This window comes from Halalkalibacterium ligniniphilum (assembly GCF_000334155.1).
In the GTDB taxonomy this organism is placed as follows: domain Bacteria; phylum Bacillota; class Bacilli; order Bacillales; family Bacillaceae_D; genus Halalkalibacterium; species Halalkalibacterium ligniniphilum.
In genome coordinates, this window is the sequence record NZ_ANNK01000114.1 from 1 (window position 1) to 19,772 (window position 19,772).

The following is a 19,772-nucleotide window of genomic DNA, read 5'->3' on the forward strand; positions in this document are numbered from 1 at the left end:
CTTGTCACCCCTAATTCAGGAATTTCGATGCTTCGATCAGCCATTGCCAAAGCATACTTAGGATCCCGGTCATTCAGTTCAGCAGCGGCACTCATTTCTGCTAGCCAATAAGATTGGGTTTTCTCATCAGCTGCGTTACCTGCACCATCAATGACAGCCGCTGAACCCATTGTTGCACCTGGTGCCATTACAATTTGATCGGCGTTGAGAGCAATGTAAGCACCTGCAGAAATGGCATCGTTTGTTACATAGGCAGTAATAGGAATCTCTGTATTGCGCATAATATTTGCCATATTATTTGCCGCATCAACGCGACCACCTGGGGTATTGATCTCCAGTACGATGTGGTCTGCCCCTTCTTCAACTGCAGATGTTATCGAACGTTGTAAAAATGCTTCTAGGCCACGCTCCACTTCCTGCTCGACAGGAATGTAATAGACAAGTGATTGATCCAATGTTCGCATTTCACCTTGGGCCAAAAGCTGAAACGGAAGTAATAAAAAAGCGATAAGGATGCAGGCAATAAAACCTAACATCCGAGCATTGCGTCTCATTTCATTCACCCTCCCCCTTTCTTAATGAGTGATACTTCCTTTTACGTTATGTAGTGACAAAAGGTTTCACGATTTTTAATTTATAACCGTTTATTCTAAAAAGGTTGCTTACTCCTATTGTACCGAACAAAGTGCTAAAAAGAAAAACATTATGGGTAAATTTCTATGAGAAATAGGGATCACGTCTGTTAAAATTAAAGAGGTCTAAAAGCATCACAAGTCAATCACTTGCCCAGCACAAAAAGCAACCCGTCCTTCCCAAGACGAATTGCCGCTGTGACTTCGTTAATATAAAGCTTTAAAGTACATATTCTTCTAGCGTTGACTTTACGAAAAGATCATCAACCGCTAGCTTATTTTTAATTAATCCTTGTTCATAGGAATAGGTTACAAATGCTTCGAGCGTCGCGCGATTTTGCTCTAAACCGTACGGCCAAAAGTCTTCACCCATAATTTCTTTCGTTCGTTCAATCTCTGAAACCAACCACGGTAGCGTCACTTTCAACGCGGCAGTTTGATGAAAGCCCTCATAGATTTTTTCCTTTGACTCAACAAACGCTTTATATAGGTTTGCAGCTACCCAAGGATTTTTTTCTAATATTTCGTCTTTGATCGCCACAACATGCATGATCGGGAAAATTCCCGTTTTCTTAAAATACTCTTTTTCTGCCGCTACATGATCCGAGAAAAGTCGCGACACATTCGGTGAACCTTTTAGGAAGCAGGATGGGGCTCTTGGGGCGATAAAGGCATCAATTTCACCAGATTCTAACATTTCATTCAATGTTTGATCGTCTCGAATCGGCTCGATACTAATTGAAGATGGTAAATCAAGCTTGATTTTTTCAACACGCCCTGCTTTCTCCTGTCCACCCGTGAACCATTGAACACTTGATGGCGACACGCCGTACTCATGGTGGAGAATCCCACGAATCCATACACACGCCGACAGCTGATACTCAGGAATCCCAATCCGTTTTCCAATCAAGTCGGCAGGCTCTTTGATTCCTGCATGGTTATTGATATAAATCCCAGAGTGTCTGAAGGACCTTGACATAAAGACAGGAATGGCTGAAAAATTCGGAAAGCCGCGGTCCCGAGCGATTAAATAGGAAGAAAAGGACAACTCTGCAACATCGAACTCTTGGTGACGCATCATTCGCCAAAACGTTTCTTCCACAGGCATGTTCAGCCAATTAAGCTCAATTCCCTCCGCTTTTACCGTGCCATCCGTTAAGGCACGTATCCGATCATAATCCCAGCAGCCGAATGATAACTTTAATTTTGTCATGACACAATACCTCCGCTACACTTCGAGTTTGTATAAAGCCTTATCTCAATCAATGTTGAACATTCCATAAGCTTACAAGAAATAGTAAATACCCATTGCAACGACAAAAACAAAATAAATCGTTGTTGTAAAAATAGACGTATAGATAATGGAAAGCTTCCAGCTTTCCTTTGAAATCCACTTAAGATAAAGAAAAAAGGAGATGGCCGTTGCCCAAATCATACTCGTAAAAAAGATCAAAATAACAAACAACACCATCCACCCAATAAAAAGAAATCGTTTGCCTAGTCCTTTTAGAATTTCTGCATCATCCTCTAAGTCTTTATTTAAGAAAGGAATCGCTCTTCTTATACCAGGCACCAGATCTAATAGAAATTGTACACCAGAGAAAACCAATAAAATAAACCCAACGATTCTCGGGACAAGAATGACATTTCCTTGCATATCGCTAGAATTGACGAGAAGGACAGCCGCAAAAAGAAAAATGAAAAATGAAAAAATACTTCTCTCATTAATTGTTATCATAGATTCACCCCTCCCTCTTTCACACTACGCACTTTCTTTTTAATGAGCGGTAAAGCGAGGGAAATAATTGTAAGTATAAGTAAGATTACTGCAATTGGTCGTGTGAAAAAACCACTTACGCCAAAAGAAACCATCGTTTGATGGTAGGAGGATTCAACAAGTCCCCCAAGAACTAAAGCAATCGTAAGAGCAATCGCTGAATAGGAGAATTTACGCATATACATTCCAATTACTCCAAAAAGTAAGGCTATAACCACATCCCATGGGTTACCATTTAACGCATATGCACCGACTAAAGAAATTCCAATAACCCCTGGAGCCATTAATGAGCCACGAACTTTTGTTATAAAGACAAGGCGTGTTCCAATTAACAGCGCAACCGCCAATGCGACAACTTTACTAACAATCCCAGCTGCTATAAGAAAATAAGTCATGTCAAGATTTCTCGTTAACATTTCTGGCCCAGGAGCTAACCCATGCATAATAAGGCCCCCTATAAATACAGCCATCGCAGCACTCCCTGGAATCCCAAAAGCGAGTGTTGGAAGTAATGCTCCACCGTCTTTGGCATCATTTGCTGCCTCAACAGCAATGACCCCTTCAATGGCGCCCTTCCCAAATTTTTCTGGAGTCTTTGACATCTGAACAGCCGTCCCATATGCCATAAAGCTAGCAACGACTCCACCGACACCTGGAACTATCCCTATAAAAAAGCCTGTTAAGCACGATCGCAAAAATAGCCAATAGTTTTTAACAAGCGCTGCAACTCCTTCACGTACGCCTCTATCTTTTACTTTTAATTCTTTCGCAATGGCCGTTTTTTTAGAATAAAGATCGAAAGCTTCTGTAATGGCAAACAAACCAATAATAACAGGGATAATCGCTATCCCATCCCAAAGATAGGTGGTTTCAAATGTAAATCGCGGGCTTCCTACCGTCGGATCTGTCCCTATAAAAGCAAGCATTAGACCAAACAATGCTGAAATTAGGGCTCGAAACACATTCCCTTTTGTTACAACAGCAATAATAGTTAGCCCAAAAACGGCTAACATAAAAAATTCCGGATAGGAAAACGCCATAACTAACTGTCTGGCAACAGGAATTAATAGCGCTAACAAGATAAAGCCGATTATTCCACCTATTGCCGAGCATAACACAGCTACTGTAATCGCCATGCCACCCTTACCTTGCTGCGCCAACGGGAAACCATCAAAAGTGGTTGCGGCGTTTGAGGCTTCGCCAGGGGTGTTAATTAAGATCGCTGTAATCGACCCACCATAGGTCACTGTTCCATAGGCTGCTAGTAACAAAACAATTGCTTCTTGTGCGCTCATACCAAATGTAATGGGAATAAGAAGAGCTAAGGCAACACCCCCGCCAAGTCCTGGTAATGTTCCTATTACTAAACCTAATAGAACACCGCATAACATGAGCAACATGAGTTCCCATGTAAATAAAGCACCAAATTGTGATAGAAATGCCAAATTACCCACCTCCTATATCCAACATTTAAATATCTGTAAAAAAAAATGAAAGGGTAGGGAATACGCTTCCAATACCCTTTCAAAGGTCTTATTGTTGACTATATAACTCATCAACAATACTTTGGAATTTTGTAAACCCACTTAATGCACTTTCAGCAATCTCTGCTGAGCCTTCAGCATCTAAGTAGAAAACTGTTCTCTCCATTCTTTCCATTTGCTCATGAAACTCAGGATCTTCGATTGCGTTCTTAATCGCTTCTTCCAACGTTGCCCTTATATCCTCTGGTAATTCCGGTGGAGCACCAATTAAACGCTGTGCATTAAAGCCCTCGTTGATTTCTGGTGATAGTCCAATGTCAGATGGGATTGGAACGTCTGGAAAATCAGGATGGTGCTCATCCCCATAAAAGATCAGTGGCTTAAGATCACCACTTGCTACATATTGATAAACACTTTCATAGGAGCTCCAAATAATATCCGCATCTCCACGGATAACAGATAATGCTGCTTCACCCGTCCCCTGATGATTCAAAGGTTCCCAGTCAATCCCTAACTCACTAAGTGTCACCGCTCCAGCAATTGTATCTTGGGACTGTAGACCTTTCGTCGATACAACGTATTTTTTATTTGTGTCTAAATCTTCAATTGAGTTGTAGGGACTTGATTCACTCACTAGAGCGATATTGTTATCAGCAGAAACACGGCCTAACCACGAAACTGTCCTTAAATCATAGGCAACATTTTGAGACACTTGAGTCGGCGCTAAGCCATTAACATTATAGATGCCAATCACATATCCATCTGGCTTAGCATTTTGAACAAAGTTGGCAGCTGTTACACTCCCTGCACCAGGCATATGACGGACAAGAACGTTCACATCGTTTGGCAAATGCTTTTCAATAAATGGTGCTAGCGCTTGAGCGTAATCACTATATCCTCCTCCCGGATTGTAGCCAACCACAAACTCAATATCCTTTGTAGGGTAATCATTCGCTGAACCTTCCCCTGCGGTGTCATTCGCACTTGAAGAATTACAGGCAGCCATTAATAATAAAAGCATAAAACAGGAGATAGCCAGTAAACTGCGACAATAAAGTGTCTTCATAGATCTTCCTCCTAAATAGTAGTTTGTTGCCCTTTTGTATACGCTTTCAATTCACTTTAAAATTTTAATGGGTTAATAGAGAACGTTGTAATGCAAAAAACGCGGCTATTTTGTTAGCCTTTGTCATCATTTGAAACTTGGTACGATAAATACACTTCCCTTCTTTCCCTTGCAGATTCTAACACAGCCATACAGACCTCTAAATTCGCTCTGCCCCATTCACCATCGTGAATCGCCTTCTTCCCATGAACAACTGCATTATAAAGTTCTGCAATCATCGCATCTCTTCCTGTTTCGTCATTCAAGGTAATTTCATATTTTTCTTCTTCTCCGTACACATAGATCCCATTGGGAGATTGACGAATATCTCCTCGTTCGCAGCTCACAATTGTTAAGCCAAAAAATGGCTGATGGTGCTTTTCTTCAGCATATTTTTTTGCCTTCGAACCACCATATCCTTTTTGACTTTTTAATTCTTGTTCTGCCTCTGGATTAGAAAGGTTTCTGATCGCTAGACGTGAGTGGCCGTATTTTGCCGACTGAACTGAAGGCCCTCCTTCACCAATGCCAAATGTTAATTCTGTTGAATGAAAGTGATCATATCCATTGTAAACAGCGGTTGCCGCTGTACCGTTTTCAAACTCAAGAAAAACAGCATGAGCCCCTTCAGTCGGTCGCTCTTCATCCCAAGCCCCAGTCATGGCACGGACGCTTCTTAGTAAGCCCCCACCAAGATAACGAATAATATCAAACTGGTGCGAACCTTGACGATACGTAATACCGCCCCCTAGCTCTGTATTCAGCTCATCTGGGGTTCTTGGACGGTAGATCCAGTCGTTAAAATACCAATTATTAATCATCTTTACTTCGCCTAATTCTCCACTTTTAATAACCTCTCTCATTTTTTGAATGGGCGGCTCAAAACTGTGGGAATGACCAACAATTAACTGAACACCATTTTTCTTTGCCAATTCAATCAACATTGTAGATTGTTCCAACGTAACAGCCATTGGTTTTTCCACAATCACATGCTTTTTAAGCTCTAAAGCTGCTTGAACATGTGAGGCATGTAATTCTGTCGGGCTGGCAATGTACACGGCATCAACGACATCACCTTTACACATCTCTTCCACATTAAAAAACGTATCAGCATTAAAATCTTTTGCAAATTTCTCCAGTCGTTCTTTGCTTCTCCCGCAAGCTGCTGTTACGGAAACATGTGGATGTTTTTTGATCGCAGGTAGCAATGAGCTACCTGCGTTACCTAAGCCAACAATTCCAATTTTTATTTCAGGGAGATCACTTCTAGAACCGTGCATCATCCTTATCCCTCTCTATCTATTCATCGATTTCAGTCGTTGTAACTTTTAGAACCTTTGTAATTTCACCTCTCCATCCACACTCGTGACACCAGCAAAAATAAATGTCTTGCTCAGAGTTCCAATATTCCAAAACAAAACTTTTATCCTCCTGTAAGGCATTACCACAATATGGGCAATAATAAATGTTTGGTTGATAATACTCATTTAATTGTTTAATGCTGCTTGGAAGTCTTTGTTGTTTGGCTTTTAATTGCTCCGCCATATGCCCTCCTCCTCGTAAAAGATGCTTTGCTCCCTTTGAAAGCTCATTTTAAAGATTACCGTCCGTTCTCATTCATTTTGAGAGAACGTCTTCTCAAATCCGAAGGAGGCTACATTTTCACTTTTTCTTTTTCGTAAAACTCAATAAGTTCTTCTACAATCGGAGAGAACCTCGTTTGGAAGCGCTTTGTAATCACCCCAAACCCATCACTATAATGATGCTTTTTCTTTTCTAATGGTAGTTCAATAAATTGATTTTTTGCTTCGTCACGGATCACACCGATCGGATCTTCTCCCCGCTCTACCTTATTGATTTGTTCATTTAACATTTGTCGGAAAAGGATAACTCCTTTATCTGTTGTTCCGAGCTTTTCATCTGTCCGATCAGCGATTGGGCCTTGAGTAATCCAGCACATGATATCCTGACCGTCAATATAGTCAACAAGATAGTCTCCGTTTTCATCCAAATAAGGAACCTCATAAAGAGGAACGTCCTTAAGCGCCTCTGGAATAGTTACTTCAGGCTCTTGAGCATATGCTTGATACCAAACATGCCAAGTTGTATGGTCATCCACTGGAATTCTCATTTGAAACGCATAGCTTCCTTCGCCGCCTGTTCCGCCAACAGCAAGGATATATGGAAAGACAATGGGATGGCCAACTTTCCAATCATCACTGTCTTCAGACTGACCTTCAAACAAACGGCGCTTTACAATGCCATACTCAAATGTATCAAAGGCAATTTTTTTATGATGGCGGATAAATGCATTACTTGTTGCCTCTCCACGCTGTTCCTTTACAAAGTTATCGAAGTGACCGTGAAGCCATTCTGTGTGCGCTGGATCAAGGGAGTTTTCCATTACTTGAACCCAATTAACTGGAAGTGTTGCATGACCAATCATACGAATGGCATTTTCGGCTACAAAGCCATCGAATTTCGGTAAAAGTGGTGCTGGTTTTGGACCTAAGTAGCCCCAAATCAATCCGCCTAGCTCCTGAACCTCATACGCATTGATTTTTACTCGATTTTTAAATGTGCTTGTTTCAGGCTCATTCGGCTGGTCCGTACAATTTCCCTTATTATCGAAACACCACCCATGGTATGGACAGCGAATCCCTTCTTCATCAGGAAAACCTGTTGCTAGCGAAACGCCACGATGTGGACACCGTTCTTGTACCAACCCTAAATTGTTTGATTTGTCACGGAATAGGACTAAGTCTTCACCAAGCAATCGAACCTTTTTTGTGTACTTATTTTCCATCTCTGACGTAGCCGCAACGGGATACCAATAATGACGTAACACATTCCCCATCGGTGTTCCTGGTCCAACTTGAGTAATCTTTTTGTTTTGCGCTGCACTTATCATCTGAATTCCTCCTTAAGTCTGCGTAGTGTATTTATTTTCCGAGAATCCCTTTAAACACATTTTCCATATCAGCTTTCTCTTCGTAATAATTCCACACTTTTTGTACAATGCTTGGCGACCAAGCTGTCTCACTTGTTCGTCTATAATTGTCACCTTCTAACACCTTGTGCTTTGGATTTAAAAGTGCCGCATAATATAGCTTCTTCGCATGCTCCTCAACATAGACTGCGGTTGCAAAGGCTGATTTAATGTCGGTACTCACAACGACACTGCCATGGTGTCTTAATTGAATGACGGTGTCTTCTCCAAGTGCTTCAGCTAGCTTTTGCCCGACTTCTGAATAGTTAATCAAACTAGAGTCTTCAAAATAGGTAAACGCTTTCACGAATGAACCGATTGAAAACACAGGTTTAATCGGTATATCGGCAATTCCAAGTACAGTTTGCCAATGTGGGTGTCCATGACAGATGGATGAGACGTCCTTTCTCCGTTTATAAATTTCATTATGGATATGCAGTTCACTTGGCGGTTCTAACTCTCCCTCAACTAGCGTTCCATCCATATCACACATAACAATTTCTTCTACTGAGATAGACGCTCTGCTTGCTTTCCTCGCATTAATTAAAAAATACTCACTGTTTGGCACACGAACACTTACATGCCCATTCATATCAAGTAATTGTATGTTTTCTAGCATTCTTATTGATTTTGCTAACTCAAGCTTTAATTCGTTCATATCCTGATCCGTCAAATCGATTCCCCCTTTTTTAATCATCACACTTCATTTGTTTCATAATACGAAATTCATTTCTCAATATGAAACTTTATATGTATATTATCATCGTTTTTAACCATTTTCAATAGTCGGACAATAAAAAAAATTAAAATTAAATACATTTGTTGAGCAAAAAAAAATTGACCTCAACTAAACGTTGAAGTCACTTAAAAAGCTCCGATGAACGAACCTGTAAGCTTTATACTACTCAAGCTTATAACCTAACGACTCGGAAACACTATGTCCTGTTTTCACGACTTGTTCAATTAATAGCGGAATTCTGTCATCACTTAATCGCTGAAGGGGACCAGCAGCTGTTAATGAACCTACTAGCTGCCCTTTATAATCAAAAATAGGTGTTGCCACTGCAAATGAACCATCAACCCGCTCATTAATTACAACAGCATAGCCTTGCTGCTGAATTTCTGAAAGTTCTTGTTGGAGCTTATCTACGTCTTCTTCAATTAAGTTATTTTTGATGGCGTTTGTCAAGATGTGACGCTGTTCCTCAGGCTTAAGAGATCCTAATAAAACTTTTCCAGATGCTCCAACCCACAGTCTATTTCTTTGACCAACTTTGCTAAAATTCCGAATGGCTAGGGGGCTTTCTACAATTTCAATACAAACGCGCTCATCGCCTTCAACAATATTTAAACTTATTGTTTCTAACGTCTTTTCAGATAGTTCCTTCATAAATGGATAGGCAATGGTCCTTAGCTCCATATTACTCATCACAACGGAACCGAGATGGAAAAATTTGAACCCCAAGCTGTATTTGGAGGTTAGTTCGTTTTGCTTTATATAATCCATACTTTCTAATGTTGCCAAAAGGCGATACACGGTGCTTTTATTCAATGCGGTTTTTTTTGATAATTCACTAAGTGATTGTTCAGGCTCCTCAATCGTAAAGCATTCTAAGATAGACATCGCTCTCTCCACTGATTGTACTTTAGAGTCTCTTTCTTTCATGTGACTTCCCCCCAACATCTATGAGCACACTGCTTTCTTTCATCTCTTACCCTTATATCTTACTTTCCCTTTAATTTCAATGCATATGTATAAAAGAACCGTTGCAAAAGCAGCATAAAGAGACATTGTCCTACACTAAAAATGAGCCTAAAACCATTGAACCATGCCTTTAATTTCGCATTTTACCCAAATTAAAAACGCCCTGCTAAAAATTCAGCAGGACGCTTATCATTTTAGGATAAATGTTGTTGAACGAGACGATTCACAAGACCACCATCAGCTTTACCTTTAACCTTTGGCATGATCGCTCCCATTACCTTACCCATGTCCGCTTTTGAAGCAGCCCCTACTTCCGTGATCGTTTCCTTAATCACTGCAGATAGCTCTTCTTCTGAAAGCTGTTCAGGCATGTAATCTTCAAGAACCGTAAGTTCATCACGGATCTTGGAAGCTAAATCTTCTCGGTTTGCTTTTTCAAACTCATGGAGGGAATCCTTCCGCTGCTTAAGTTCGCGATTAAGCACCGTTAACGCTTCATCTTCAGATAATTCATGCCCGAGCTTGATTTGCTCGTTCTGAAGTGAAGATTTTACCATTCGGATAACAGAGAGCTTTTGCTTATCTTTGTCCTTCATCGCTTTCTTCATATCCTCATTCAAACGATCAAGAAGACTCACTCAAAACACCCTCTCAGTTAATTAGAACTTACGTTTTCTTGCTGCTTCAGATTTCTTCTTACGCTTAACACTAGGCTTTTCATAGTGCTTACGCTTTTTAACCTCAGCCAACGTTCCTTCTTTAGAGAGTGATCTCTTGAAGCGACGAAGTGCAGCATCAATCGATTCGTTTTTGCGAACACGAGTTTCTGCCATATTATTTCCCTCCCTCCGAAACAACCAACTCAGACGTATGAACTGAATGCACGTCTTTATTGATTATAATATAACGGAATTTATTGGTCAACTGAAAAAGCAAAGGTTCTTTAAAAGATACACTGATTATCTTTCCGCTTAAAATGAACTAACGAACTGCAACGTTGCTAAAAAGTCACCTTTTTTACCTACATAATGACCACTCCTCTTTATGTCTATCTCTAAATCCATGGCTTGAATTTTTAGTTGATTTAGTCATGAACTGAATGCCTTGTCCATAAATTGTATGGAGGTGGTATAATGGCCAAAGAGTTATTTTCATTATTCGCTGTTTTTATTTCCCTTTTTTTATTTGGTATTACAATCATGAGAACGGGGTTATTAAATCTAGGTCAACAAAAAGTAAAAGAATACCTTATCCAGATGGTCGATACACCTTTTAAAGGGCTGCTAATTGGAACAATCATCACTGCAATTCTTCAAAGCAGTTCAGCCGTAATGGTGATAACGGTTGGTTTTGTTGCCGCAGGATATTTAAACTTTCGACAATCGATCGGACTCATCCTTGGTACAAATATTGGGACATGCCTGACAACTGAATTAATTGCATTAAACTTATCCTTTTTTATCTTCCCAATGCTTTTCATCGGTTTTTTATTGCTTTTTATTCCTAAGCTATGGGCTTACTGCCTAGGTTGTGTTTCGTTCGGCTTAGGTTGTGTATTCATTGCAATGAATGGACTAGAAACCCTTGCATATCCCCTTGCAAGCCTTCCGTTCACGCATCCACTTTTCACATTAACAAATGAACACGAACTAATCGGTGTCGGGATTGGCGTCATTATTGCAGCCATCATCCAATCAAGCACGGCTACGACAGCAATCGCTATGGGGTTTATGAATGAGCATATCCTCAGTTTGACAGCAGGCATCGCAATCATGCTAGGATCAAATATCGGGACAGGATTTACGGCTTTTCTAGCTAGTATTGGCTCTGTAAAATCAGCTCGTCTTGTAGCCTTTGCCCATATTTGGTTAAACATCATCGGTGTCGTACTTTTCTTTCCATTGATCGGCTTGTTTAGCTCATTTGTCAGTACTCTTGCATCCTTACCATCTACACAGCTTGCCCACGCAAGTACGTTATTTAACATGATTTGCTCAATTTTAATGCTGCCTTTTATCAACCGCTTTGCGAGCTTTATCGAAATTATTCATGGTCAGAAAAGGTAGCAACCATTTAAGGTTATTTCTTTTTGAAAATACTTTCACATGTTTTACCTATCAAACAGCCTGACACTTCTTCTAGCCTGCAAAAGCAACGAACCCCATTCCATATCTTTCGATACAATGGGGTTCGTTACTTTTTAATTAATAATCCGAATCTGCTTTTTCGCCTTTTACAATGGATACACCAGCACTTGCACCAATTCTCGTAGCACCAGCATCAACCATCGCAAGGGCGCCTTCAAGGTCGCGTACGCCACCAGATGCTTTCACACCTAATTCAGGTCCTACCACTTTTCTCATAAGAGCGATGTCTTCAACAGTCGCACCACCTGTAGAAAAACCAGTAGACGTCTTAACAAAATCTGCACCTGCTTTGACAGCTAATTCACAAGCCCGGATTTTTTCTTCCTCTGTAAGCAAAGACGTTTCAATAATTACTTTTGTTAATGCTTTTCCTCTTGCTGCCTCAACCACAGCACGAATGTCACGCTCAACAAGTTCATTGTCTTTGTCCTTTAAAGCACCGATGTTGATAACCATATCAACCTCTGTCGCACCATTCTCAATCGCATCTCTTGTTTCAAATGCTTTAACTTCTGGTGTGGTTGCACCAAGTGGAAAACCAATGACTGTACAAACTTTTACATTTTCAGCTTCTTTTAACAACTCTGCTGCAAGCTTTACCCAAGCTGGATTAATACATACAGAAGCAAATTCATGTTCTTTCGCTTCTGAACAAAGCTTTTCAATTTGCTCTTTGGTTGCATCTGCTTTTAAAAGTGTATGATCGATCATCTTGGCAAGTGTTTGACTCATTGTATATTCTCCTTTTTTGTTTCAGTTGTACGTACCTCTTCTATAGCGTAGCATATTTTCGTTATTTAGACGAGCAGTTACGATTTTCTCACCTAGTAGTATGCCTCGTTTTCCATTTTTTTACACAATAATTATATCTACATAATACTGTAAAGGCTAACTTACCTATAAAAGCCACAAGGCGTTTCGTCGACATGTTCCATCAATCAACATAAGAAAGCGACAAGGAATACGTCCTCGTCGCTTTCGTTCTATTTTAACCATTCACTACAGGGGTCAATTCATCCGTGACAACACGAACAAATTCTCCTTCGTTGTAAGGGTAGCCTGCTTTCGTGATTTTTACTTTTACGATCTCACCAATCATTTCATCATTTGCAGCGATCTTTACTTTTAAGTAGTTGTCGCTGTAACCGATGTATAGACCACTCTCAGGGTTTTCTTTGTCCTTTTCTTCTGGAATAATTTCAAGGACTTCCCCTTCAAATTGGGATGCATACTCTTTCGCTAACTGATTCGATAATTCAATTAAGCGATGAACACGTTCGTTCTTCACAACCTCATCGACTTGATCTTCCATGCGAGCTGCAGGTGTGCCCGTACGCTTCGAATATGGGAATACGTGTAATTCTGAGAATTTATGCTTAGCAATAAAATCGTACGTTTCCTGAAATTCTTCTTCCGTTTCACCTGGAAACCCAACAATCACGTCAGACGTCACAGCCAAGCCTGGAAGTGCTTCCTTCAAGCGTTCTAGTCGTTCAGCAAAAAATGCCATCGTATATTTGCGTCGCATCCGCTTAAGCACGGTATCAGAGCCAGATTGAAGCGGAATGTGCAGGTGACGAACCACTTTTTTTGAACGGTCAATGACCCGAATCACTTCATCTGTGATTTGACTTGCTTCAATCGAAGAAATACGAATACGCTTTAAGCCCTCAACTTGCTCTAAGTCTTCTAATAGCCGGGCTAAGCTGTAATCCTTTAAGTCTTCACCATAGCCACCTGTATGAATCCCTGTTAAAACAATTTCTTTATAGCCTGCTTTCACAAGCTGGTTCGCCTGCTTAATCACTGCTTTAGGGTCACGTGAACGCATTAATCCACGAGCCCAAGGAATAATACAAAACGTACAGAAGTTATTACAGCCTTCTTGGATTTTCAATGAAGCACGCGTACGATCTGTAAAGGCAGGAACATCTAATTCCTCATACACACGAGATTTCATAATATTTCCTACCCCATTAATCGGTTGGCGCTCTTGCTTATATTGTTCAATGTAAGTAAGCATTTTTTTACGTTCCTGCGTCCCTACAACAATGTCAACACCAGGTATCGCCATGATTTCAGCTGGTGACGTCTGAGCGTAGCAGCCCGTAACACAAATTACAGCATCTGGATTTTTACGGATCGCTCGTCGGATGACTTGTCGACTCTTTTTATCACCTGTATTCGTTACCGTACATGTATTAATCACATAGACATCGGCTGCTGCTTCAAAGTCGACCTTTTCATAGCCTTCTTCTTTGAATAGCTGCCAGATGGCTTCTGTTTCATAATGATTTACTTTACAGCCTAAGGTTTGAAATGCAACTGTAGGCATGATGTTCACCTCATTAACTCAAAATGGTACGAGACAGCCGCTAAAACATACAGTGGGGCTGTTTCTGTTCGTAAAATCCTCGGTCCAAATCCACAAAGCTCACAACCAGACCCCTCTAAATAAGCAATCTCTTCCTTCGTAAATCCACCTTCAGGGCCAATAAGCACAAGGAGAGATTCACCAGGCGCTAGCCTGCTTAATGTAGCATAGAGTGCTTTTGCTTCACCCTCTTTGGCTGATTCTTCATACGCAACAACACAGCGATCATACTCAGGTAAACGCTTTTGCAACTCAGAGAAAGAAAGGGAGGGGTGAATGATTGGAATCCTCTCCCGATAAGATTGTTCTGCCGCTTCCTTCGCGATCTTTTCAAGTCGCTCTAGCTTCTTCTTTTCCTTTTTCTGATCCCATTTTACAACAGACCGGGCAGCTGAAAAAGGTAGGAAGGCATATGCTCCAAGCTCAGTTCCTTTTTGGATGACAAGCTCAAGCTTATCCCCTTTTGGAAGACCTTGAGCTACCGTCACTTTGATTGGTAACTCTGTATTCGGTTCAAGTGATTCAACAATTTGAGCGATAACCTCTGCATCTGAGACCGATTGGATCACGCAGCGAACGGTTCTTGTGTCATTATCACTACAGACAATCTCATCTCCTGGCAGCATTCTCATGACCCGCGTAATGTGCTTTACATCATCACCCGTTATCTTCACTTCTTTCGTCGTTATCGCTTCTTTTGCAACAAAGTAACGCTGCATATCTATCTTCCTCACTTACGGTTTACTTTAAAAGCAAGATTACACATATAAATTAGCAACAAATGATAAGATCGACAAAAGCTCCTACGCTTTTCTAGCAATAATTGCTACCCAGTCCTCCATTTCAACGACTTCTTCTATCTCAAAATCATGTTGAAGGAGGGTATCTTTCACTTCTTCCTTTTTACGTTTAATAATACCTGATGTAATAAAAATTCCACCAGCTTTAAGCACCGCTGCCGCATCATCAACAAAACGGACGATGACCTCAGCAAGTATATTTGCAACGACTAGGTCATATGGACCCTTTACGCTCTCTAGTAAATGATTTTGACGAACCGTGACAACATCCTGAGCCTTGTTCAATTTGACATTCATTTGCGCACTTTTGACAGCAACCTCATCCAAATCAAGACCGAGGACTTCTGTCGCTCCCAGCTTTGCCGCAGCGATACTTAAAACACCTGAGCCAGTCCCTACATCGACTACACGCTCCCCACCTTTCATTACCTTTTCTAAGGACTGAATGCAGAGCACCGTTGTCGGATGAGTTCCTGTCCCAAACGCCATACCAGGGTCAAGTTCAATCACTGTTTCCCCAGGCTGTGGTTCATACTCCTCCCATGTTGGAGTAATTGTAATAGAGTTTGAAATTTTCACAGGCTTATAATATTTTTTCCAGGCAGTTGCCCATTCCTCTTCATGAACTTCTGCAAGCTGCACTTTGTTATGCCCAAGGTCAATATCATAAAGCAAGAGTCCATTAATCGCTTCTTTGATCTCATCAATGGTTTCTCCTAAAAAGCTATTGACTGGAAAATATGCTTTAATCATCACGCCTTCTTCAGGGTAATCGTCAGGAGAGAGTTGGTAGATTTCCCCATAATGAACGCCCCATTCCGTCACTAAGTCCTTTGGGTCCTCGATCACAACACCACTTGCACCTGCCTCATGTAAGATATTGCAGACAGGCTCTACTGCTTCCTGTGTCGTATGAATACTGAATTCAGACCATTTCATTCTCCCCAACTCCATCCTTTCGATTTAATGCTTAATCTATTCTCCTTTAAAGGCTCTCTTCACTTTTGCGAAGAAGGAATCATTTTGTTCATCCGGCTGTCCGCCCGACATCTCGGCAAACTCTCGAATGATTTCCTTTTCTTTCTCTGTTAAATTCGTCGGAGTAACAACACGCACTTGTACATGCTGATCCCCTTGTCCTCTGCCTCGAACATTCGGCACCCCTTTGCCGCGTAAACGGAAGCTTGTGCCTGTTTGTGTGCCTGCTGGAATTTTCAGCTTCACTTTTCCCTCTAAAGTTGGAACTTCAATCTCATCACCTAAGGCAACTTGGGCAAAAGTAAGCGGCATTTCGCAATAAATATCGTCACCGTCACGCTCAAAAAATTCATGTGGCTTTACATTAAAGACGACATATAAATCTCCTGGAGGACCGCCATTCACACCAGCTTCTCCTTGACCAGATAATCGAATTTGTTGCCCGTGATCAATCCCTGCAGGTACCTTAACATTGATTGTTTTACGTTTCCGTACTTTCCCTTTTCCACCACAGGTTGAGCATTTTTCTTTAATGAATTTACCCGTACCTTCACAATGGTGACAGACACGGCGGTTTACCACACGACCAAATGGTGTGTTTTGTTCTACGTTTAATTGACCTGTACCGCCACAGTGCGAACAAGTTTCCGGCTTTGTTCCTGGCTTAGCCCCTGAACCAGTACATGTTTGGCACTTCTCTTCACGCGGAATTTCGATTTTTGTTTCTTTGCCAAAAACTGCTTCCTTAAACTCAAGCGTCATTGTATATTGTAAGTCCGCACCTTGACGTGGAGCGTTTGGATTACGTCGTCCACCACCGCCAAAGAACATATCAAAAATGTCACTAAATCCACCGAAGTCTCCAGCACCAGCACCACCAAATCCTTGATTTGGATCGGTGTGACCAAATTGATCATAGTGTGCTTTCTTTTGTGGGTCACTTAATGTGTCATAAGCATCCTTGACTTCCTTAAATTTATCTGTGGCATCAGGTGCTTTGTTCACATCAGGGTGATACTTTCGCGCCAATTTACGGTAGGCTTTTTTTATCTCATCAACCGACGCATTCTTATCGACCCCAAGGATTTCATAGTAATCTCTTTTACTCATGTCATCCACTCCCGATTCTATTACATAACGTACATCTTACCACTCCGACTTGCGGTTGCGCAAGCGCTGAGCAGGCATTGATGGTCCTTAATATTGAGTCATTTTTTTCTAGTCGTAGAAAAAGTCAAAGCCATGATGACTGACTTTGACTTTTTCATTGAACCTTGCTTACTTTTTCTCGTCTTCTTTTACTTCTTCATATTCAGCGTCGACAACGTTGTCATCTGCCTTTTTATCATTTGCCGCTTGACCTTCAGCGCCCTGTGCAGCTTGAGCCGCTTGCTCATATAACTTCGTCGTTAAAGCTTGAACCACTTCTTGAAGCTCATCCTTCGCAGTGCGAATCTCATCTAAATTATTTGCTTCGATCGCTTGCTTCAGCTTGTCTTTTGCTTGTTCAGCTTTGTCTTTTTCAGCTTGATCAATATTTTCACCAAGGTCTTTTAATGTTTTTTCTGTTGTGAAGACAAGTTGATCCGCTTCGTTACGTAACTCCGCTTCTTCACGGCGCTTCTTATCCTCTTCTGCATTTGCTTCTGCGTCTTTGACCATTTTTTCGATTTCTTCATCAGACAAACCAGAAGAAGAAGTAATTGTAATAGATTGCTCTTTATTTGTACCTAGGTCTTTCGCTTTAACATTTACAATTCCGTTTGCGTCAATATCAAATGTCACTTCAATTTGTGGTACACCACGTGGTGCTGGTGGAATGTCTGTTAATTGGAAACGACCGAGCGTTTTATTGTCTGCTGCCATTTCACGTTCCCCTTGGAGAACATGAATATCAACAGAAGGTTGGTTATCTGCTGCAGTTGAGAAAATTTGAGATTTGCTTGTTGGGATCGTCGTGTTGCGCTCAATAAGCTTCGTGAACACTCCACCCATTGTTTCAATCCCAAGTGAAAGTGGAGTAACGTCTAGAAGTACGACGTCTTTCACATCGCCTGTTAAGACACCAGCTTGAACCGCTGCACCTAGGGCAACAACCTCATCTGGGTTTACACCTTTATGAGGGTCTTTACCTGTTAATTTTTTAATTGCTTCTTGTACAGCTGGAATACGTGTAGAACCCCCAACAAGAACGACTTTATCAATGTCACTTGCAGAAAGGCCTGCATCTTGAAGCGCTTGACGAGTTGGTCCTAACGTACGTTCAACAAGGTCAGCTGAAAGCTCTTCAAATTTTGCACGGCTTAAGCTTACTTCTAAGTGCTTTGGCCCCGTAGCATCTGCTGTAATAAACGGTAATGAAATTTGCGTTTGTGTAACACCAGAAAGGTCTTTTTTCGCTTTTTCTGCCGCATCTTTTAGACGCTGCATCGCCATTTTATCTTGTGAAAGGTCAATGCCGTTGTCTTTTTTAAATTCAGCTACTAAGTAATCAATAATGACTTGGTCGAAGTCGTCTCCACCAAGCTTATTGTCACCTGATGTTGCCTTTACTTCAAAGAAACCATCGCCAAGCTCAAGGATTGATACGTCAAAGGTACCGCCACCAAGGTCATACACAAGAATCGTTTGATCTTCTTCTTTTTCCAGACCATAAGCAAGCGCAGCAGCGGTCGGCTCATTGACAATACGCTCAACTTCAAGACCAGCGATTTTACCAGCATCCTTTGTTGCTTGACGCTGTGAATCGTTAAAATATGCTGGAACAGTGATAACAGCTTTCGTTACTTTTTCTCCAAGGTATGCTTCAGCGTCAGCCTTTAATTTTTGTAAAATGATCGCTGAAATCTCCTGAGGTGTATATTCTTTCCCTTCGATGACTTCTTTGTAATCTGTCCCCATATGACGCTTAATCGAAATCACTGTATTTGGGTTTGTAATGGCTTGACGCTTTGCTACTTCACCAACTAATCGCTCTCCATCTTTAAATGCTACGACAGAAGGTGTAGTACGATTGCCTTCAGGATTAGGAATAACCGTCGCTTCCCCACCCTCCATAACAGCTACGCAGGAATTTGTTGTTCCTAAGTCAATTCCAATAATTTTACTCATTGTCTATTCCTCCTATTGATTGTTCCAATTTATGTAGCGAATCAAGCATTCACTTTTACCATTGATGGTCGAATGACTCGGTCTTTTAATTTATAACCCTTTTGTAATTCTTCTACAATTTCATTTGCACCATAGCCTTCTTCCTGAACCTGCATCACCGCTTGATGGGAATGAGGATCAAAGGTTTGCCCAACCGTTTCAATCACCTCAAGCCCTTCCTTTACTAAGGCATCTAGAAGCTGACGGTAAACCATTTCCATACCTTGAAGCAAAGACTTCGTTTCTTCACTTTCGGTTTCAACAAGCAACGCTCGCTCAAAATTGTCTAAAACAGGAAGGAGTTCCTCCACTAATGATTGCGCTCTATATTTAGCAGCCGCTTCTTTCTCTTCACGAGAGCGACGGCGAAAATTATCATAATCTGCTTGTGTACGAAGAAGGCGTTGATTTAGTTCGTTCACTTTTGCTTCTAGTTCCGCAATTTGCTTTTGCTCTTCAGTTTCTTCAACCTCTTCTGCTTCTTTCTGCTCTTCCTCGTTGTTGGCCTGCTCCTCCACAAAGACGTTTTCTTCTTCTGTTTCTTGTTGTTCCTTTAACGTTTCTTCAACGGATGGCTGTTTTTTATCTACCAACCTGTTCACCTCCTAATTGTGATCTGTTTTATTACGTG

General features: G+C 41.1%; 20 protein-coding genes. 1 reads left to right on the plus strand and 19 read right to left on the minus strand.

Annotated elements, in window-relative coordinates:
• The 12 genes from BLT_RS0113975 to rpsU form a co-directional block, all read right to left on the minus strand.
• The coding region (locus BLT_RS0113975) for an SDH family Clp fold serine proteinase (RefSeq protein ID WP_017728396.1) at window positions 1–554 on the minus strand (554 nt) is incomplete at its 3' end.
• A 298-nt stretch (window positions 555–852) separates the two neighbouring features.
• Window positions 853–1,845 carry an ABC transporter substrate-binding protein gene (locus BLT_RS0113980; protein ID WP_017728397.1) on the minus strand — a complete coding sequence of 331 codons (993 nt, stop codon included), beginning with the start codon at window positions 1,843–1,845 and terminating at the stop codon, window positions 853–855.
• 72 nt (window positions 1,846–1,917) lie between these two features.
• Complete coding sequence (locus tag BLT_RS0113985; protein ID WP_017728398.1) at window positions 1,918–2,370, minus strand: tripartite tricarboxylate transporter TctB family protein; 453 nt, start codon at window positions 2,368–2,370, stop codon at window positions 1,918–1,920.
• On the minus strand, window positions 2,367–3,854 hold the full coding sequence (locus BLT_RS0113990; RefSeq protein WP_017728399.1) for a tripartite tricarboxylate transporter permease: 1,488 nt from the start codon (window positions 3,852–3,854) through the stop codon (window positions 2,367–2,369). The genes BLT_RS0113985 and BLT_RS0113990 overlap by 4 nt, the downstream gene beginning before the upstream one ends.
• Before the next feature lie 88 nt (window positions 3,855–3,942).
• Complete coding sequence (locus BLT_RS0113995; protein WP_017728400.1) at window positions 3,943–4,959, minus strand: Bug family tripartite tricarboxylate transporter substrate binding protein; 1,017 nt, start codon at window positions 4,957–4,959, stop codon at window positions 3,943–3,945.
• 113 nt (window positions 4,960–5,072) lie between these two features.
• Window positions 5,073–6,281: a Gfo/Idh/MocA family oxidoreductase gene (locus tag BLT_RS0114000; RefSeq protein ID WP_017728401.1), complete on the minus strand. Its 1,209-nt coding sequence runs from the start codon at window positions 6,279–6,281 to the stop codon at window positions 5,073–5,075.
• 16 nt (window positions 6,282–6,297) lie between these two features.
• Entirely contained in the window at window positions 6,298–6,543 is a 246-nt protein-coding gene (locus BLT_RS0114005; protein ID WP_017728402.1) for a hypothetical protein, read from the minus strand.
• A 109-nt stretch (window positions 6,544–6,652) separates the two neighbouring features.
• Complete coding sequence (locus BLT_RS0114010) at window positions 6,653–7,909, minus strand: aromatic ring-hydroxylating dioxygenase subunit alpha (protein ID WP_017728403.1); 1,257 nt, start codon at window positions 7,907–7,909, stop codon at window positions 6,653–6,655.
• A gap of 31 nt (window positions 7,910–7,940) precedes the next feature.
• On the minus strand, window positions 7,941–8,660 hold the full coding sequence (locus tag BLT_RS0114015) for a class II aldolase/adducin family protein (RefSeq protein WP_017728404.1): 720 nt from the start codon (window positions 8,658–8,660) through the stop codon (window positions 7,941–7,943).
• Window positions 8,661–8,888: 228 nt separating this feature from the next.
• Complete coding sequence (locus BLT_RS0114020; protein ID WP_017728405.1) at window positions 8,889–9,653, minus strand: IclR family transcriptional regulator; 765 nt, start codon at window positions 9,651–9,653, stop codon at window positions 8,889–8,891.
• Window positions 9,654–9,886: 233 nt separating this feature from the next.
• A complete protein-coding gene (locus BLT_RS0114025; protein ID WP_017728406.1) occupies window positions 9,887–10,330 on the minus strand; it encodes a GatB/YqeY domain-containing protein in 444 nt (147 codons plus the stop codon).
• A gap of 21 nt (window positions 10,331–10,351) precedes the next feature.
• The gene (rpsU, locus tag BLT_RS0114030; RefSeq protein WP_003323311.1) at window positions 10,352–10,525 is read right to left on the minus strand and encodes a 30S ribosomal protein S21; all 174 of its coding nucleotides are present in this window, start codon (window positions 10,523–10,525) and stop codon (window positions 10,352–10,354) included.
• Between the two features lie 300 nt (window positions 10,526–10,825).
• On the opposite strand from rpsU, the gene BLT_RS0114035 reads away from it, so the two are divergent.
• Window positions 10,826–11,758: a Na/Pi symporter gene (locus tag BLT_RS0114035; protein WP_017728407.1), complete on the plus strand. Its 933-nt coding sequence runs from the start codon at window positions 10,826–10,828 to the stop codon at window positions 11,756–11,758.
• A gap of 138 nt (window positions 11,759–11,896) precedes the next feature.
• Here the strand turns inward: BLT_RS0114035 and deoC are convergent, their stop codons facing one another.
• The 7 genes from deoC to grpE all read right to left on the minus strand — a co-directional run bounded on the left by deoC (window position 11,897) and on the right by grpE (window position 19,734).
• A complete protein-coding gene (deoC, locus tag BLT_RS0114040; protein WP_017728408.1) occupies window positions 11,897–12,571 on the minus strand; it encodes a deoxyribose-phosphate aldolase in 675 nt (224 codons plus the stop codon).
• A gap of 256 nt (window positions 12,572–12,827) precedes the next feature.
• Window positions 12,828–14,174, minus strand: coding sequence for a tRNA (N(6)-L-threonylcarbamoyladenosine(37)-C(2))-methylthiotransferase MtaB (gene mtaB / locus BLT_RS0114045; protein WP_017728409.1), 1,347 nt, complete (start codon window positions 14,172–14,174; stop codon window positions 12,828–12,830).
• A 5-nt stretch (window positions 14,175–14,179) separates the two neighbouring features.
• Window positions 14,180–14,932, minus strand: coding sequence for a 16S rRNA (uracil(1498)-N(3))-methyltransferase (locus tag BLT_RS0114050; protein ID WP_017728410.1), 753 nt, complete (start codon window positions 14,930–14,932; stop codon window positions 14,180–14,182).
• Between the two features lie 84 nt (window positions 14,933–15,016).
• On the minus strand, window positions 15,017–15,952 hold the full coding sequence (gene prmA / locus BLT_RS0114055; RefSeq protein WP_017728411.1) for a 50S ribosomal protein L11 methyltransferase: 936 nt from the start codon (window positions 15,950–15,952) through the stop codon (window positions 15,017–15,019).
• A gap of 36 nt (window positions 15,953–15,988) precedes the next feature.
• Window positions 15,989–17,101, minus strand: coding sequence for a molecular chaperone DnaJ (gene dnaJ / locus BLT_RS0114060; RefSeq protein WP_017728412.1), 1,113 nt, complete (start codon window positions 17,099–17,101; stop codon window positions 15,989–15,991).
• A gap of 168 nt (window positions 17,102–17,269) precedes the next feature.
• The gene (dnaK, locus tag BLT_RS0114065) at window positions 17,270–19,102 is read right to left on the minus strand and encodes a molecular chaperone DnaK (protein ID WP_017728413.1); all 1,833 of its coding nucleotides are present in this window, start codon (window positions 19,100–19,102) and stop codon (window positions 17,270–17,272) included.
• Between the two features lie 41 nt (window positions 19,103–19,143).
• Window positions 19,144–19,734, minus strand: a complete 591-nt coding sequence (grpE, locus tag BLT_RS0114070) for a nucleotide exchange factor GrpE (protein ID WP_017728414.1) — start codon at window positions 19,732–19,734, stop codon at window positions 19,144–19,146.
• Window positions 19,735–19,772: the final 38 nt, after the last annotated feature.

Excerpts from the sequence above, each read along its gene's own strand:
- BLT_RS0114035 (WP_017728407.1), top strand. The coding sequence starts at position 10,826 with ATGGCCAAAGAGTTATTTTCATTATTCGCTGTTTTTATTTCCCTTTTT.
- dnaK (WP_017728413.1), bottom strand. The coding sequence starts at position 19,102 with ATGAGTAAAATTATTGGAATTGACTTAGGAACAACAAATTCCTGCGTA.
- dnaJ (WP_017728412.1), bottom strand. The coding sequence starts at position 17,101 with ATGAGTAAAAGAGATTACTATGAAATCCTTGGGGTCGATAAGAATGCG.
- BLT_RS0114050 (WP_017728410.1), bottom strand. The coding sequence starts at position 14,932 with ATGCAGCGTTACTTTGTTGCAAAAGAAGCGATAACGACGAAAGAAGTG.
- rpsU (WP_003323311.1), bottom strand. The coding sequence starts at position 10,525 with ATGGCAGAAACTCGTGTTCGCAAAAACGAATCGATTGATGCTGCACTT.
- BLT_RS0113980 (WP_017728397.1), bottom strand. The coding sequence starts at position 1,845 with ATGACAAAATTAAAGTTATCATTCGGCTGCTGGGATTATGATCGGATA.
- BLT_RS0114020 (WP_017728405.1), bottom strand. The coding sequence starts at position 9,653 with ATGAAAGAAAGAGACTCTAAAGTACAATCAGTGGAGAGAGCGATGTCT.
- BLT_RS0113995 (WP_017728400.1), bottom strand. The coding sequence starts at position 4,959 with ATGAAGACACTTTATTGTCGCAGTTTACTGGCTATCTCCTGTTTTATG.
- BLT_RS0113985 (WP_017728398.1), bottom strand. The coding sequence starts at position 2,370 with ATGATAACAATTAATGAGAGAAGTATTTTTTCATTTTTCATTTTTCTT.
- deoC (WP_017728408.1), bottom strand. The coding sequence starts at position 12,571 with ATGAGTCAAACACTTGCCAAGATGATCGATCATACACTTTTAAAAGCA.
- BLT_RS0114010 (WP_017728403.1), bottom strand. The coding sequence starts at position 7,909 with ATGATAAGTGCAGCGCAAAACAAAAAGATTACTCAAGTTGGACCAGGA.
- prmA (WP_017728411.1), bottom strand. The coding sequence starts at position 15,952 with ATGAAATGGTCTGAATTCAGTATTCATACGACACAGGAAGCAGTAGAG.
- BLT_RS0114000 (WP_017728401.1), bottom strand. The coding sequence starts at position 6,281 with ATGATGCACGGTTCTAGAAGTGATCTCCCTGAAATAAAAATTGGAATT.
- mtaB (WP_017728409.1), bottom strand. The coding sequence starts at position 14,174 with ATGCCTACAGTTGCATTTCAAACCTTAGGCTGTAAAGTAAATCATTAT.
- BLT_RS0114005 (WP_017728402.1), bottom strand. The coding sequence starts at position 6,543 with ATGGCGGAGCAATTAAAAGCCAAACAACAAAGACTTCCAAGCAGCATT.